Here is a 16003-nt window from a genome sequence, read left to right as displayed (position 1 = left end):
CGCCGGGTCAGGCGGCGAAGGAGATGGTTCACGTGTCCGCTACGCCCGTGCTGGCGTTGCGCGGGGTCTCCAAGCGGTTCGGTGCCGTTCAGGCGCTCACCGACGTAGAGCTTGAGGTCCACGCCGGTGAGGTGGTCGCCCTCGTGGGCGACAACGGCGCCGGAAAGTCCACGCTGGTCAAGACGATCGCCGGCGTGCACCCCATCGATGAGGGCGCCATCGAGTGGGGCGGCAAGCCCGTGTCGATCAGCCGCCCGCACGACGCCCAGGCCCTGGGCATCGCGACGGTCTACCAGGACCTCGCGCTGTGCGACAACATCGACGTCGTCGGCAACCTGTTCCTCGGTCGCGAGCTGAAGAGGTTCGGCGTCCTGGACGAGGTCGAGATGGAGCGCCGCGCCCGCGAGCTGCTCACCACGCTGTCGATCCGCATCCCCAGCGTCCGTATCCCGATCGCCTCGCTCTCCGGCGGTCAGCGCCAGACCGTGGCCATCGCCCGTTCGATGCTCGGCGACCCCAAGCTGGTCATCCTCGACGAGCCGACCGCCGCCCTCGGCGTCGAGCAGACCGCCCAGGTCCTCGACCTCGTGGAGCGCCTGCGCGAGCGGGGCCACGCCGTCATCCTCATCAGCCACAACATGGCGGACGTGAAGGCGGTGGCGGACAAGGTCGCCGTACTGCGCCTCGGCCGCAACAACGGCGTCTTCGAGGTCAAGACGACCTCGCAGGAGGACATCATCTCCGCCATCACCGGCGCCACCGACAACGCCGTGACCCGCCGTGCGGCGCGCACGAACGGGGAGGTTTCCAAGTGAGCGTCGACAAGACCTCCGCGAATCTCGACAAGTCCGCCCCGCACGGGGGCGGAGCCGCCGAGAACCCCGAGGCCGCCGTGCCCTCGGCCGCCGCGGTCGACCCCCGGCTGCTGGTGCGCCAGGAAGGCATCTTCGGCTACTGGGACGAGTTCAAGCGCAAGATGAAGGCCGGCGAGCTGGGTTCCCTCCCGGTCGTCGTGGGCCTCGCCGCCATCTGCGTCATCTTCCAGATGCTGAACTCCAACTTCCTGTCGGCGCAGAACATCAGCGACATCACCGTCACGATGGTCGGCACCGGCATGATCTCCGTCGGCATCGTCTTCGTGCTGCTGCTCGGTGAGATCGACCTGTCGGTGGGCTCCGTCAGCGGCGCGGCCAGCGCCCTCGCGGCCGTCCTCGCGGTCAACCAGGGCTGGCCCGAGTGGGCGGCCGTCCTCGTCGCCGTCGCCGCCGGTCTCGCCATCGGCGCGGCCCACGGCTTCTTCTTCGCGGTGCTCGGCGCTCCCGCCTTCGCCGTGACCCTGGCCGGCCTGCTGTTCTGGCTCGGCTTCATGCTCAAGGTGCTCGGTGCCAACGGCACGATCAACCTCGACAGCGACGGCCTGATCGGCCAGCTCACCACGTACTTCTTCGCCGACGTGGCCGCCGCGTACGGCCTGGCGGTGGTCGTGGTCGCGCTGTTCTTCGTCAGCTCCTTCCTCGGCAACCGGCGCCGCGAGGCGGCGGGCGTGCCGTCCCGGCCGCTCAGCGACACCGTCCTGCGCACCGCCCTGCTGGCCGTGGTCTCCTTCGCCGCCGCGTACATGTACAACCAGTACAAGGGGCTGCCGCTGGCCACGGTGATCTTCCTCGCCTTCCTGGTCGGCACCGACTTCCTGCTGCGCCGCACCTCCTACGGCCGCAAGATCTTCGCGCTCGGCGGCAGCGTCGAGGCCTCCCGCCGTGCGGGCATCAACGTCACCGCGGTGCGGATCTCCGTGTTCGGCATCGCCGGCGGTTTCGCCGCGATCGGCGGTCTGTTCCTGGCCTCCAAGATCGCCTCCGCCAACCAGAGCGCCGGTACCGGCGACCTGCTGATGAACGCGATCGCCGCGGCCGTCATCGGCGGCACCTCGCTCTTCGGTGGCCGTGGCCGCACCTGGAACGCCCTGCTGGGTGTGCTGGTGATCGTTTCCATCCAGTACGGTCTGCAGCTCGAGTCCATCGCCGAGCCGGTGAAGTACATGATCACCGCGGCGGTGCTGCTGACCACCGTGGTCATCGACTCGGTCACCCGCAAGACGCAGAAGACCGCGGGTCGCGCGTAGCGTCCCGGGTCGAAACAGTGCCCGGCACCGCGAGGTGCCGGGCACTGTCGTGTCCCGCAAACCCGGAACATTAGACTCGACAGGCCCGGCAACAGCTCGATCAGCTCTACTGCAAGGAGGCACGGGTGCCGCTGCTGACCCGCATCAGGGGACCGCGCGATCTGGACCGGCTCAGCCCGGAGGAGCTGGTCCGGCTGGCGGAGGAGATCCGGACCTTCCTCGTCGACGCCGTCTCCAAGACCGGTGGCCACCTCGGCCCCAACCTGGGTGTGGTCGAGCTCACCATCGCCCTGCACCGCGTCTTCCACTCCCCGAAGGACAAGGTCCTGTGGGACACGGGACACCAGTCCTACGTCCACAAGCTGCTCACCGGCCGGCAGGACTTCTCCCGGCTGAAGATGAAGGGCGGCCTGTCCGGCTACCCCTCGCAGGCCGAGTCCGAGCACGACGTCATCGAGAACAGCCACGCCTCCACGGTGCTCGGCTGGGCCGACGGCATCGCCAAGGCCAACCAGCTCATGGAGCGGGACAGCCACGTCGTCGCCGTCATCGGTGACGGCGCGCTGACCGGCGGCATGGCCTGGGAGGCCCTGAACAACATCGCCGAGGCCAAGGACCGCCCGCTCGTCATCGTCGTCAACGACAACGAGCGCTCCTACGCGCCGACCATCGGCGGCCTGGCCAACCACCTGGCGACCCTGCGCACGACCGACGGCTACGAGCGCTTCCTCGCCCGGACCAAGGACATCCTCGACCGCACGCCGGTCGTCGGCAAGCCGCTGTACGAGACCCTGCACGGCGCCAAGAAGGGGCTGAAGGACTTCATCGCCCCGCAGGGCATGTTCGAGGACCTGGGCCTGAAGTACGTCGGCCCGATCGACGGGCACGACATCGAGGCCCTGGAGTCGGCGCTGGCCCGGGCCAAGCGGTTCGGCGGGCCCGTCATCGTGCACTGCCTGACCGAGAAGGGCCGCGGCTACCAGCCCGCGCTGCAGGACGAGGCCGACCGCTTCCACGCCGTCGGCAAGATCCACCCCGACACCGGTCTGCCGATCGCCAGCTCTGGTGCGGACTGGACCTCCGTCTTCGGCGACGAGATGGTCAAGCTCGGCGAGGAGCGCGAGGACGTCGTGGCCATCACGGCGGCCATGCTCCAGCCGGTCGGCCTGGACAGGTTCGCCAAGCGCTTCCCCGACCGGGTCTACGACGTCGGCATCGCCGAGCAGCACGGAGCCGTGTCGGCGGCGGGCCTGGCCCACGCCGGCGTCCACCCGGTCTTCGCCGTCTACGCCACCTTCCTCAACCGGGCCTTCGACCAGGTCCTGATGGACGTGGCCCTGCACCGGTGCGGGGTGACCTTCGTCCTGGACCGGGCGGGTGTCACCGGCACCGACGGAGCCTCCCACAACGGCATGTGGGACATGTCGATCCTGCAGGTCGTGCCCGGCCTGAGGCTGGCCGCCCCGCGCGACGCCGACCAGGTCCGGGCGCAGCTCCGCGAGGCGGTCGCCGTCGACGACGCGCCGACCGTGGTCCGCTTCTCCAAGGGCGCCGTCGGCCCCGCCGTACCGGCCGTGGGCCGGGTCGGCGGGATGGACGTGCTGCGCGAGCCCGGCACCGACCGCCCGGACGTGCTGCTGGTCTCCGTGGGCGCCCTCGCGCCGATGTGCCTGGAGATCGCCGGCCTGCTGGAGCGGCAGGGCATCTCCACCACCGTGGTCGACCCGCGCTGGGTCAAGCCCGTCGACGAGGCCATGGCCCCGCTCGCCGAGCGGCACCGGGTCGTCGTCACCGTCGAGGACAACAGCCGCGTCGGCGGTGTCGGCTCCGCGATCGCCCAGACCCTGCGCGACGCCGGTGTGGACGTGCCGCTGCGCGACTTCGGCATCCCGCCGCGCTTCCTGGACCACGCCTCCCGCGCCGAGGTCATGGCCGAGATCGGGCTGACCGCCCCCGACATCGCCCGCCAGGTCACCGGTCTGGTCTCCAAGCTGGACGGCCGGTTCGACCGTACGGCGGCAGAGGTCGACTCCGTCGAGCCCGCGCGCGACTAGGGAAAAGCGGCCGCAGGGCCGGTTCCGCCCCGTTCTCCGGGTGGCGGAACCGGCCCTTCTGCGTAAACCTGCCTGTGCCGGGCATACGCACACCGGCCCTCTCGATCATGTCGAGGACGACAAGCGTGGGAGGTAGGCAGTGAGCAGTGCGCTCTTCAGGACGAAGAACGTCGAACAGTCCATCCGGGACACCGAGGAACCCGAGCATTCGCTCAGGAAGTCCCTCTCCGCCCTCGATCTGACCGTCTTCGGTGTGGGTGTCATCATCGGCACCGGTATCTTCGTCCTCACCGGACAGGTCGCCAAGAACAACGCCGGTCCGGCGGTGTCCCTGGCCTTCGTGGCGGCCGGCGTGGTCTGCGCGCTCGCCGCGCTCTGCTACGCCGAGTTCGCCTCCACGGTCCCCGTGGCGGGCTCCGCGTACACCTTCTCGTACGCCTCCCTCGGTGAGCTGCCGGCCTGGATCATCGGCTGGGACCTCGTCCTGGAGTTCGCCCTCGGCACGGCGGTGGTGGCCGTCGGCTGGTCGGGCTACATCCGCTCGCTGCTCGACAACGCCGGCTGGCACCTGCCGGACTACCTGGCCGGCCGGGACGGGGCCTCCGGGTTCGGCTTCGACATCCTGGCCGCGGCGCTCGTCCTGGCCCTCACCGGCATCCTCGTGCTCGGCATGAAGCTGTCCGCCCGGATCACCTCGATCGTGGTGGCCATCAAGGTGGCCGTCGTCCTGATCGTGATCATCGCCGGCGCCTTCTTCATCCACGGCGCGAACTACAAGCCGTTCATCCCGGACCCCGAGCCGGTGTCGGCGGGCGGCAATCTCAAGGCGCCGCTCATCCAGCTCATGTTCGGCTGGGCGCCCGCCAACTTCGGTGTGATGGGCATCTTCACCGCCGCCTCGGTGGTGTTCTTCGCGTTCATCGGCTTCGACATCGTCGCCACGGCCGCCGAGGAGACGCGCAACCCGCAGCGGGACATGCCGCGCGGCATCCTCGGCTCGCTGCTGATCTGCACCGTGCTCTACGTCGCCGTCTCCATCGTCGTCACCGGGATGCAGAAGTACACCGGCCTGTCGGTGGAGGCCCCGCTGGCCGACGCCTTCAAGTCCGTCGGGCACCCCTGGTACGCGGGCGTGATCAGCTTCGGCGCCGCCGTCGGCCTGACGACCGTCTGCATGATCCTGCTGCTCGGCCAGACCCGGGTGTTCTTCGCGATGAGCCGTGACGGGCTGCTGCCGCGCTTCTTCTCCCGCGTCCACCCGCGCTTCAAGACCCCGCACCGGCCGACCATCCTGCTCGGCGTGATCATCGCGATCGTGGCCGGGTTCACCAGCCTGAGCGAGCTGGCCGAACTGGTGAACATCGGCACGCTGTTCGCGTTCGTCGTCGTCGCGATCAGCGTCATCATCCTGCGCAGGACGCGTCCGGACCTGCCGCGCGCGTTCCGCACCCCCTGGGTCCCGGTGGTCCCGATCCTGTCCGTGTGCGCCACGCTGTGGCTGATGCTCAACCTGCCCGCCGAGACCTGGCTCCGCTTCGCCATCTGGATGGTCATCGGCATCGCGGTCTACCTCCTCTACGGCCGGAGGCACAGCCTGCTCGCCCTGCGCGAGCAGGCCGCGGCCGGTGAGGTGCCCGGGGCGCCGCCCGGAAAGCAGCAGTAGCCCGCCGACCGCCCCCTTCGGCCCCGTATGTTCCGCTTCGCCGGGACCGCGGGGCCGGATAGCGTGCTGTCCGTGCTGCCCACGCTCGCCGCCCCGCCCATCTCCGCACGGCCCGCGGTCACCCGGACGGCGTACTGGACAAGGCTGCTGCCCGCCCTGGCGGCGCTGGCCTGCGTCACCCGGACGCCGTCCTTCGTCCGCCCGCTGTGGAACCCCGACGAGGGCTACCTGGCCGTCCAGGCCGGACTCCTCGCGCACGGCGGCCGGCTCTACGAGACGGTCGTGGACCGCAAGCCGCCCCTGCTGCCCTGGCTGTACGAGGCCGCCTTCGCCGTCTTCGGCTCCGGCTCGCTCGCCCCGCTCCGGGTGCTGGCGATCGCCGCGCAACTGCTCACCGCGGCCCTGCTGGCCTCCGTGGCCCGCCGCCGCTGGGGGGACACCGCCGGGCGTACCGCCGGGGTGCTGTACCTGCTGGTCTCCGTCGGGCTCAACCCGGAGGACGCGCAGGCCGCGACCTTCGAGGTGTTCATACTGCCCGGCACCGTGGCCGCCCTGTGGAGCGCGGACCGCGGCCGCTGGGGCGCGGCCGGGGCCGCCGTCGCCTGCGCCTTCCTCACCAAGCAGACGGGCGGCGCGGTGCTGCTGCCGGTGGTGTGGCTGCTCTGCCGGCGCGGTGGGGCGAGCGCGGGGGATGCCCGGGGGGCGGGCGGAGCGGCGGACGCGCGGGCCGGTGCCCGGCGTACGGGGGTCGTGCGGGCGGGGGCCGTGCGGCTGGCCGCCGGCTTCGCGCTGCCCGTCCTGTGCGCCGCCCTCGTCACCGATCCGGCCGGGTTCCTGTTCTGGACGGTCACCGGATCCACCGCCTACGCCTCCTTCACCGGCTCGGAACTGCTCGTCCTCGGCCGGGGGCTGGCCAACACGGCGATCCTGGCCGTGGCCTGCGCGGGCCTGGTGCCCCCGGTGCTACGGGCGCTGCGGGCGCGCCGCGCCACCGGTGTCCCGCGTGTGCCGGGCGCCGTGGGGGCCGACCTCTGGCTCTGGCTGGGGTCCTCGGCGGGCGCGGTCGTCCTCGGCTTCCACTTCTTCGGGCACTACTACCTGCAACTCCTTCCGCCCGCGGCCCTGCTGGCCACGGCGGCGCTCCAACTCCTGCCCCGCGTCCACCTGGTGTCCGCCGTCCTCACCTCGGCCTGCTGCTGCGCCCTGTTCCTCACCTGGGGCCTGCTCGCCCCGCGCTCCGAACTCGCCCACTCCCAGCGCCTCGCCACCGCCCTGGCCCACCGCACGGCACCGGCCGACCGGGTCCTGGTCTGGGGCATGCACCCCGAGACGTACTGGCTGGCCAACCGCGCTCCGGCCAGCCGCTACCTCACCGCGGGCCTGCTCACCAACTACAGCGGCGGCCGCGACGGCCCCCGGGTCGGCGAGAAGTACGCGGTCGCGGACGCCTGGCCCGTGTTCCGTGCCGAGATGACCGCCCGGGCCCCGGCCCTGGTGGTCGACGACTCCCGGGGCAAGCCGTACCGCCCCGACCGCCTCCCCAGCCTGCGCGGGCTGCTGAACGGGCGGTACGAGGAGGTGGGCCGGGTCGACGGGGCGGTGCTCTACGCCCGGATCCCCGGCGGCTGAGCGGGGCCCGGCCGATCGGGCGTGAGCCCCCTGTTATGCTCGGGACAAGCATTTGAACACGTTCAAATCAGGGGGATCAGATGTCCGCACCGACCGCACCGACCGCACCGAACCCCGGCGACACACCCGCCGTCGCCCTCGGCCCCACCGCGCTCGTCCTCGGGATCATCGCCGCCCCGGGCTTCTGTCCCGGCCTCATGTTCGCCGTGATGCCGTGGTCGTGGCTGGCCGGCGGCCTCGCCGTCACCTTCGGCCTCGCGGGCATCCGCTACGCCCGCCTGGGGGTCGGCCGCATGTGGCCCGCCGTGACCGGAACGGCCCTCGGCTTCCTCGGCCTGTCCGGCGTCTTCGTCCTGATGGTGGCCTACTCGGCCTGATCCCCGGCCCGGACGCGGCAACCGGCCGCGCCGCGGAGCCGTGCCGCGGCCCGGCGGGCGGCCCGGTCCGCCGCGGGCCGCCGGCCGGGACCGTGCGCGCGAAGGACGTACCCCGCGGGGCGGCCGTACGCCACGCGCGGGCCCGGCCGTGCGCCGGCGGACCAGCGCTCAGCCGAGCACCGTGCGCGGGCCGGTCACCTCCGCGCCCAGCTCGGTCACCCGGCGCCGCAGTTCACGGTCGGCCGTGACCACCAGGCGGCGCCGGGCGGCGAACTCAGCGGCCAGCTCCACGATCCGGTCGTCCCCGCTGCCGGGCGCCGCCTCCACCCGCACCCCCGGCACGGACTCCACCCCACGCGCGGCGCCCTCGACCACGAGCACGATCTCCACGGCCGCGTCATGGCCGGGCAGCCCCTCGGCGGCCAGCCGGTCCCGCAGTCGGCGCGCCGCACCCCGGCGGTCCCGCCACCAGCCGTCCGGCCGCGAACCGACGACGTTCGCGCCGTCGACGATCAGCAGCAGGGGGCCGTCGGCGGCCGGGGAGCCGAGAGGGTCGGTCATGGACCCAGGGTCCCACGCCGGTGTCGGACCAGGAGGTGCGGTGCGGTGGGTGTCAGGCCGAACCACCACCCGTGGCGGGGGACTTCTTCGCGGACTCCGGGATCGCGGTGTCGTGGCGCAGCGCCCGCCACAGTTGCGACGCCTGCGGCTCCGCGGCCACCACGCGGTTGGGGTCGACCCTGTCGTACCGCACCGGAAGCATGATCGTCTCCATGGTGGAGGGGTCGACGCCGTTGAGGCTGCGGCCGAACTCGGCCAGTGCGGTCAGCGAGGCCAGGTCGGAGTCGGTGGTGAGGGCGGAGGTGAGCTTGTCCGCGATCCGGTAGGACCTGGTGGGGCTGCCCAGCAGGTCCTGCTCCTTGATCTCGCTCAGCAGGGCCAGCATGAACCGCTGCTGGAGACCGATGCGGCCGAGGTCGCTGCCGTCGCCGATGCCGTGCCGGGTGCGGACGAACTGGAGGGACCGGGTGCCGTCCAGCCTGTGGGTGCCGGCCGTCAGGTCGAGGCCGCTGGAGCTGTCGTGGATGTCCCGCTCGACGGTGACGGTGACCCCGCCTATGGCGTCCACGAGTTCCTTGAAGCCCGCGAAGTCGATCTCGACGTAGTGGTCCATGCGGACCCCGGAGATCTGCTCGACGGTCTTGACCACGCAGGCGGGACCGGCCTGGGAGTAGATGGAGTTGAACATGACGCGTCCGGCGGCCGCGACCGTGGAACCGTCCGACCTGGTGCACTCGGGCCGGCTCACCAGGGTGTCGCGGGGAATGCTGACGGCGACGGCCCGGGTGCGGCCCTCGGGTATGTGCATCACCAGCGCGGTGTCGGAGCGAGCCCCCGAGACGTCGTCGTCGGCCAGCGAGGCATTGGCACCGGCCCGCGAATCGGAGCCCAGGATCAGGATGTTCTGGCCGGAGGTGGGCGGTTTCCCGGGCCGGTCGTCGCCGATCGCCTTGTCGATGTCGACGCCCTTGATGTTGCTGTCGAGGTCGTCGTAGAGCCAGTAGGCCGTGCCGCCGACGGCGAGGGTGAGGGCGAGCAGGGAGAGGAGCACGATCCTGCCGGTACGGCGTTTCCTCTTCGGGGCGCCTCGTTCGTCGTCGGGCCGGGACCGGCGGTCGGGTGGCGCGGGGGTGCTCGGGTCGTGGCGCACGGCGGGTCCTCGCAACTCATGCCCAGGGGACAGCAGGCCGCTCCCGTGAGGGGCCGGGTCGGTGCTGCTCGGCCGACACTTGGTTGGCTTTGAACTATAGACGCGCCTTCGCACGGACGTATGGGTGATGCGCCCGGTTGTCCGGGCCGGGGAGCACGCCCAACCGCCCTGCCCCCACGAGGCTTTGGCCGCGCCCGGTCCCCGTTCCGGCTCGCCCCGCCCCCAGGCCCTCTGGCCCGTCGGACGGAGCGGCTACGCGGGCACGCTCGCCACGCCCGCCTCGAGGAACCGCTTGCCGTTCACCCGCTCGGAGACACCCTCGCGGTCCAGGTACGGCGTGATACCGCCCAGGTGGAAGGGCCAGCCGGCACCGGTGATCAGGCAGAGGTCGATGTCCTGGGCCTCGGCGACGACGCCCTCGTCGAGCATCAGACCGATCTCCTGGGCGACCGCGTCCAGGACGCGCTCGCGGACCTGATCCTCGGTCAGCACCGTGTCGCCCTGCTTCAGCAGCGCGGCGACCTCCGGGTCCAGCTCCGGCTTGCCGCTGTCGTACACGTAGAAGCCGCGCTTGCCCGCCTTGACGACGGCCGCGAGGTTCGGGGAGACCGTGAAGCGGTCCGGGAAGGCCCGGTTGAGGGTCTCCGAGACGTGCAGGCCGATCGCCGGGCCGACCAGTTCGAGCAGGACCAGCGGGGACATCGGCAGGCCCAGGGGCTCCACCGCCTTCTCCGCGACCTCGACCGGGGTGCCCTCGTCGATGACGTTCTGGATCTCGCCCATGAAGCGGGTGAGGATGCGGTTCACGACGAACGCCGGGGCGTCCTTCACCAGGACCGCGGTCTTCTTGAGCTTCTTGGCCACCGCGAAGGCGGTCGCCAGCGAGGCGTCGTCCGTCTTCTCGCCGCGGACGATCTCCAGCAGCGGGAGGATCGCGACCGGGTTGAAGAAGTGGAAGCCGACGACCCGCTCGGGGTGCTTCAGCTTCGACGCCATCTCCGACACGGACAGCGAGGAGGTGTTGGTGGCGAGGATCGCGTGCGCCGGGGCGACCGCCTCGACCTCCGCGAACACCTGCTGCTTGACACCGATCTCCTCGAACACGGCCTCGATGACGAAGTCGGCGTCCGAGAAGCCCTCGGCCTTGTCCAGGACACCCGTCACCAGCGCCTTGAGGCGGTTGGCCTTGTCCTGGTTGATCCGGCCCTTGCCGAGCAGCTTGTCGATCTCGGCGTGGACGTAGCCCACACCCTTGTCGACGCGCTCCTGGTCGATGTCGGTCAGCACGACCGGCACCTCCAGGCGGCGCAGGAAGAGCAGCGCGAGCTGGGAGGCCATCAGGCCGGCGCCGACGACACCGACCTTGGTGACCGGGCGGGCCAGGTTCTTGTCCGGGGCGCCGGCGGGACGCTTGCCGCGCTTCTGGACCAGGTTGAACGCGTAGATGCCGGAGCGCAGTTCGCCACCCATGATCAGGTCGGCGAGGGCCTGGTCCTCGGCGTCGTAACCCTGCTGCAGGTCACCGTTCTTGGCGGCCGCGATGATGTCCAGGGCCCGGTAGGCGGCCGGGGCCGCGCCGTGCACCTTGCCGTCCGCGACGAAGCGGCCGCGGGCGACGGCCTGGTCCCAGGCCTCGCCGCGGTCGATCGCCGGGCGCTCGACCTGGATGTCGCCCTTGAGGACCTGGGCGGTCCACAGCAGCGACTGCTCCAGGAAGTCGGCACCCTCGAAGAGGGCGTCGGCGATGCCCAGTTCGAAGACCTGCTTGCCCTTGAGCTGCTTGTTCTGGTTGAGGCTGTTCTCGATGATGACCGAGACGGCCTTGTCGGCGCCGATCAGGTTCGGCAGCAGCGTGCAGCCGCCCCAGCCCGGGACCAGGCCCAGGAAGACCTCGGGCAGGGAGAACGCCGGGATGGCCTTCGACACCGTGCGGTAGGTGCAGTGCAGGCCGACCTCGACGCCGCCGCCCATCGCCGCGCCGTTGTAGTAGGCGAACGTGGGCACGGCCAGCTTGGCGAGGCGCTTGAAGACCTCGTGGCCGCCCTTGCCGATGGCCAGCGCGTGGTCGTGCTGCTTGAGCAGCTCCACGCCCTTGAGGTCGGCGCCGACCGCGAAGATGAACGGCTTGCCGGTGATGCCGGCGCCGACGATCTCGCCGTCCGCGGCCTCCTTCTCCACCTGGTCGATCGCGGTGCCCAGGTTGGCGAGCGACTGCGGGCCGAAGGTGGTCGGCTTGGTGTGGTCCAGGCCGTTGTCCAGGGTGATGAGCGCGAAGCGTCCGGCCCCGAACGGCAGGTCGAAGTGGCGTACGTGCGCCTGCGTGACGACCTCGTCCGGGAACAGCTCGGCCGCGCCCTTCAGGAGTTCAGCGGTGGTGCTCACTTGTCGCCTCCGTCGAAGTGCGGGTTCTCCCAGATGACCGTCGCGCCCATGCCGAAGCCGACGCACATGGTGGTGAGGCCGTAGCGGACCTCCGGCTGCTCCTCGAACTGCCGGGCGAGCTGCGTCATCAGACGGACGCCGGAGGAGGCGAGCGGGTGACCGTAGGCGATCGCGCCGCCGTACTGGTTGACGCGCGCGTCGTCGTCCGCGATGCCGTAGTGGTCGAGGAGGGCCAGCACCTGGACGGCGAAGGCCTCGTTGATCTCGAACAGACCGATGTCGGAGATGGACAGACCCGCCTTGGCGAGAGCCTTCTCCGTGGCCGGGATCGGGCCGTAGCCCATCACCTCGGGCTCGACGCCCGCGAAGGCGTAGGAGACCAGGCGCATCCTGACCGGAAGCTGGTGCTCGCGGGCGAAGTCCTCGCTCGCGATGATCGACGCGGTGGCGCCGTCGTTCAGGCCGGCCGCGTTGCCGGCGGTGACCCGGCCGTGCACGCGGAACGGGGTCTTCAGGCCCTGCAGGTTCTCCAGCGTGGTGCCCGGGCGCATCGGCTCGTCGGCCGTGACCAGGCCCCAGCCCGTCTCGCCGCCCTCGGGGCTCGTCCGGCGCACCGAGATCGGCACCAGGTCCTGCTGGATCTTGCCGTTGGCGTACGCCTTGGCGGCCTTCTCCTGCGAGCGCACGGCGTACTCGTCGGCGCGCAGCTTGGTGATCTGCGGGTAGCGGTCGTGCAGGTTCTCGGCGGTCATGCCCATGAACAACGCCGACTCGTCGACCAGCTTCTCGGAGACGAAGCGCGGGTTCGGGTCCACGCCCTCGCCCATCGGGTGGCGGCCCATGTGCTCCACGCCACCGGCGATGACGGCGTCGTAGGCGCCGAACGCGATCGAACCGGCGGTGGCCGTCACGGCGGTCAGGGCGCCGGCGCACATGCGGTCGATCGAGTAGCCGGGGACGGACTGCGGCAGGCCCGCGAGGATGCCGGCCGTGCGGCCGAGGGTCAGGCCCTGGTCACCGATCTGGGTGGTCGCCGCGATGGCGACCTCGTCGATCTTCTTCGGGTCCAGACCCGGGTTGCGGCGCAGCAGCTCCCGGATCGCCTTGACGACGAGGTCGTCGGCACGGGTCTCATGGTAGATGCCCTTCGGGCCCGCCTTGCCGAACGGGGTGCGGACGCCGTCGACGAAGACGACGTCCCTGACGGTACGAGGCACGATGGCTCTCCTCCAGGGTGCGGGATGCTGAGCGCTTGCTTACGGGCCATGCTACTTGCGGGTAACGTGACTGCCCAGTCCTCCCCCCGGCCGGAGCGGTGAACGTCACACCGGCGGGGCAGTCCAGTGCCGGGAGCAAAAGGGTTCACCGGGTCGCGTCGTCCGGCACGGCGCCTCGCCGCGTCGTCGCCGCACCCGGGTACGTCCGGTCCGCGGGCGAAGCCCCGACTCGCGACGGACCGCGGACGACGCGAGCCTTCCGGGGCACGGCACCAGCCGCTCAGGCGCCGGCGCCGGAGCGCCGGGCGGGATGCCGGCACCGCTTGCGCCGCCGACGCGGACGGCGCCCGTGTTCCCCGGAGAACGCGGGCCCCCGGCCCGGAGCGGCGAGTGTGGCGCCACCCTGGATTCCGCAGTGGGGCGCACGGACGTGCCCAGGATCTTGGCGTGAATGCGACGTACGGGTTTCGCTTCGGGCCGGTTCGCCTCAGGCGTCCGCGCCGGCGCTCGAGAGCGCAGCCACCAGCACGGGTGTCACCTGCTCCACCTGCCAGGGCCGCGCACCGTGTCCGGTCAGCGCCTCCGCGACCGTCCCGGCGTCCACCGCGGCCGGCGGCTCCCAGCACACGCGCCGCACGGTGTCGGGGGAGACCAGGTTCTCCTGGGGCATGCCGAGCTGCTCGGCCAGCTCCGAGACCCCCGACCGCGCGGCCGACAGCCGGGCCGCCGCGGCGGGATCCTTGTCGGCCCACGCCCGCGGCGGCGGCGGTCCGGTGACCGGCTGGCCCGGCTGGGGGAGTTGCGCCTCGGGCAGCGCCTTGGCGCGGTCGACCGCGGCCTGCCACTGGTCGAGCTGCCGGCGCCCCACCCGGTGCCCGAACCCGTTCAGCGCGGCCAGCGCGTGCGCGTTGGCCGGAAGCGAGAGCGCGGCCTCCACGATGGCCGCGTCCGACAGCACCTTGCCCGGTGACACGTCCCGCCGCTGTGCGATGCGGTCCCGTGTCTGCCACAGCTCCCGCACGACGGCGAGCTGCCGGCGCCGGCGCACCTTGTGCATCCCGGACGTACGGCGCCAGGGGTCCTTGCGGGGTTCGGCGGGTGGCGCCGCCGCGATCGCCCCGAACTCCTGGAGCGCCCAGTCGAGCTTGCCCTGCCGGTCCAGTTCCTTCTCCAGGGCGTCCCGCAGGTCCACCAGGAGCTCGACGTCCAGGGCGGCGTAGCGCAGCCAGGGCTCGGGCAGCGGCCGGGTCGACCAGTCGACGGCGGAGTGGCCCTTCTCCAGCACGAAACCGAGCACGCCCTCGACCATGGCGCCGAGGCCGACCCGGGGGAACCCGGCGAGCCGGCCGGCCAGCTCGGTGTCGAACAGCCGGGTCGGGACCATGCCTATCTCGCGCAGGCAGGGCAGGTCCTGGGTGGCGGCGTGCAGCACCCACTCGACGCCGGTCAGCGCCTCGCCGAGACCGGAGAGGTCGGGGCAGGCGACGGGATCGACGAGCGCGCTGCCCGCACCCTCGCGGCGGAGCTGCACCAGGTAGGCGCGCTGGCCGTAGCGGTATCCGGAGGCGCGCTCGGCGTCCACGGCGACCGGGCCGGAGCCGGCGGCGAAGGCGGCGATCACCTCCGCGAGCGCGGCCTCGTCGGCGATCACGGGCGGAATGCCCTCGCGGGGTTCGAGCAGCGGAGTCGGCGCCCCCAGCACAGAGGCCCCGGCGTCGTCCGGAGGGGTACCTCCGCTGGTGCGCACGGAACTGTCTGCTGCGGTCTCTTGGGCGTCGGTCACCTGTCAAGGGTATCCGTGTGCGCACGGCGCCCGTCGACGGAACGTTCCGTCGACGGGCGCCGCAGGGTCGTAAACCAGTCAGGCCGGTGAAACTTCCGGTTCGTACGGGTGAACGGATGGCGTGATCACGATGTGTAGGGAGGACTCGGTCGAGGTCAGTGGATGATGCCGGTCCGCAGCGCCACGGCCACCATGCCGGCCCGGTCACCGGTGCCGAGCTTGCGGGCGATGCGGGCCAGGTGGCTCTTCACGGTCAGTGCGGACAGGCCCATGGAGACGCCGATCGCCTTGTTGGACTGGCCCTCGGCGACCAGGCGGAGCACCTCGACCTCCCGCCCGGACAGCTCGCGGTAGCCGCCCGGGTGGCTCGGGGCACCCGGGGGGCGGCGGTGCATGCGGGCGGCGGCGCCGAGGGGAGCGGCGCCGGGACGGGTGGGGAGGCCGATGTTGGTTCGGGTTCCGGTGACGACGTAGCCCTTGACCCCGCCCGCGAGGGCGTTGCGGACGGCGCCGATGTCGTCGGCGGCCGAGAGTGCCAGCCCGTTGGGCCAGCCCGCGGCGCGGGTCTCGGACAGCAGGGTGAGGCCGGAGCCGTCGGGCAGGTGGACGTCGGCGACGCAGATGTCGCGGGGGTTGCCGATGCGGGGACGAGCCTCCGCGACGGACGAGGCCTCGATCACGTCGCGCACACCGAGGGCCCACAGATGGCGGGTGACGGTGGAACGGACGCGCGGGTCGGCCACGACCACCATGGCGGTCGGCTTGTTCGGGCGGTAGGCGACCAGGCTTGCGGGCTGCTCGAGGAGAACGGACACCAGGCCTCCTGGGTGGGGGGAAGGGGCCGGCTTGGGGGGAGGGAAGCCGGGGCGAAACGTGCTTTCAGGGTCACAGTCGTCTTCGGCAGCAGAGCCGTGCGCCTTTAGAGAATGATCACGATCTAGTGAGTAACAATCCGTTCAATTCGGACATGCGGTCGATCACCCGAAGGTCGAATCGGTTCGAGCCGATGCGATTCGAGGTCAGAAAGTGGTCGTATCGACAAAGAGAGTGTCAATAGGGCGCCCA

12 protein-coding genes are annotated in these 16003 nt (G+C 71.6%); 6 read left to right on the top strand and 6 right to left on the bottom strand.

Annotated features, from left to right (window positions below):
• Window positions 1-23: 23 nt before the first annotated feature.
• From MXD57_RS10480 to MXD57_RS10455, 6 genes are all read left to right on the top strand, one after another.
• Window positions 24-815: an ATP-binding cassette domain-containing protein gene (locus MXD57_RS10480; protein WP_250401072.1), complete on the top strand. Its 792-nt coding sequence runs from the start codon at window positions 24-26 to the stop codon at window positions 813-815.
• A complete protein-coding gene (locus MXD57_RS10475; RefSeq protein WP_250401071.1) occupies window positions 812-2122 on the top strand; it encodes a sugar ABC transporter permease in 1311 nt (436 codons plus the stop codon). Before MXD57_RS10480 ends, MXD57_RS10475 begins: the two co-directional genes overlap by 4 nt.
• 125 nt (window positions 2123-2247) lie before the next feature.
• On the top strand, window positions 2248-4176 hold the full coding sequence (gene dxs / locus MXD57_RS10470) for a 1-deoxy-D-xylulose-5-phosphate synthase (protein WP_250401070.1): 1929 nt from the start codon (window positions 2248-2250) through the stop codon (window positions 4174-4176).
• A gap of 139 nt (window positions 4177-4315) precedes the next feature.
• Entirely contained in the window at window positions 4316-5839 is a 1524-nt protein-coding gene (locus MXD57_RS10465) for an amino acid permease (protein ID WP_250401069.1), read from the top strand.
• Window positions 5840-5866: 27 nt separating this feature from the next.
• Complete coding sequence (locus MXD57_RS10460; protein WP_250401068.1) at window positions 5867-7468, top strand: glycosyltransferase family 39 protein; 1602 nt, start codon at window positions 5867-5869, stop codon at window positions 7466-7468.
• Window positions 7469-7548: 80 nt separating this feature from the next.
• Entirely contained in the window at window positions 7549-7845 is a 297-nt protein-coding gene (locus MXD57_RS10455; RefSeq protein ID WP_250401067.1) for a hypothetical protein, read from the top strand.
• A gap of 168 nt (window positions 7846-8013) precedes the next feature.
• Here the strand turns inward: MXD57_RS10455 and MXD57_RS10450 are convergent, their stop codons facing one another.
• From MXD57_RS10450 to MXD57_RS10425, 6 genes are all read right to left on the bottom strand, one after another.
• Window positions 8014-8406 carry an NTP pyrophosphohydrolase gene (locus tag MXD57_RS10450; protein ID WP_250401066.1) on the bottom strand — a complete coding sequence of 131 codons (393 nt, stop codon included), beginning with the start codon at window positions 8404-8406 and terminating at the stop codon, window positions 8014-8016.
• Window positions 8407-8458: 52 nt separating this feature from the next.
• A complete protein-coding gene (locus tag MXD57_RS10445) occupies window positions 8459-9556 on the bottom strand; it encodes an LCP family protein (protein ID WP_250401065.1) in 1098 nt (365 codons plus the stop codon).
• Between the two features lie 252 nt (window positions 9557-9808).
• The gene (locus MXD57_RS10440; protein WP_250401064.1) at window positions 9809-11938 is read right to left on the bottom strand and encodes a 3-hydroxyacyl-CoA dehydrogenase NAD-binding domain-containing protein; all 2130 of its coding nucleotides are present in this window, start codon (window positions 11936-11938) and stop codon (window positions 9809-9811) included.
• A complete protein-coding gene (locus MXD57_RS10435) occupies window positions 11935-13155 on the bottom strand; it encodes a thiolase family protein (protein ID WP_250401063.1) in 1221 nt (406 codons plus the stop codon). The genes MXD57_RS10440 and MXD57_RS10435 overlap by 4 nt, the downstream gene beginning before the upstream one ends.
• Window positions 13156-13642: 487 nt before the next feature.
• On the bottom strand, window positions 13643-14938 hold the full coding sequence (locus MXD57_RS10430; RefSeq protein WP_250401062.1) for a ribonuclease D: 1296 nt from the start codon (window positions 14936-14938) through the stop codon (window positions 13643-13645).
• A 155-nt stretch (window positions 14939-15093) separates the two neighbouring features.
• Window positions 15094-15753 carry a LuxR C-terminal-related transcriptional regulator gene (locus MXD57_RS10425; RefSeq protein WP_250401061.1) on the bottom strand — a complete coding sequence of 220 codons (660 nt, stop codon included), beginning with the start codon at window positions 15751-15753 and terminating at the stop codon, window positions 15094-15096.
• Window positions 15754-16003: the final 250 nt, after the last annotated feature.

This window comes from Streptomyces cellostaticus (genome assembly GCF_023630175.1).
Taxonomy (GTDB): domain Bacteria; phylum Actinomycetota; class Actinomycetes; order Streptomycetales; family Streptomycetaceae; genus Streptomyces; species Streptomyces cellostaticus_A.
The sequence above is the reverse complement of the archived record's forward strand: the minus strand, read 5'-3'. Positions and strand labels throughout refer to the sequence as shown.

What these genes read in the sequence shown, in the direction of transcription:
- MXD57_RS10460 (WP_250401068.1), top strand. Translation starts at nt 5,867, where the DNA reads ATGTTCCGCTTCGCCGGGACCGCGGGGCCGGATAGCGTGCTGTCCGTG.
- MXD57_RS10450 (WP_250401066.1), bottom strand. Translation starts at nt 8,406, where the DNA reads ATGACCGACCCTCTCGGCTCCCCGGCCGCCGACGGCCCCCTGCTGCTG.
- MXD57_RS10455 (WP_250401067.1), top strand. Translation starts at nt 7,549, where the DNA reads ATGTCCGCACCGACCGCACCGACCGCACCGAACCCCGGCGACACACCC.
- MXD57_RS10480 (WP_250401072.1), top strand. Translation starts at nt 24, where the DNA reads ATGGTTCACGTGTCCGCTACGCCCGTGCTGGCGTTGCGCGGGGTCTCC.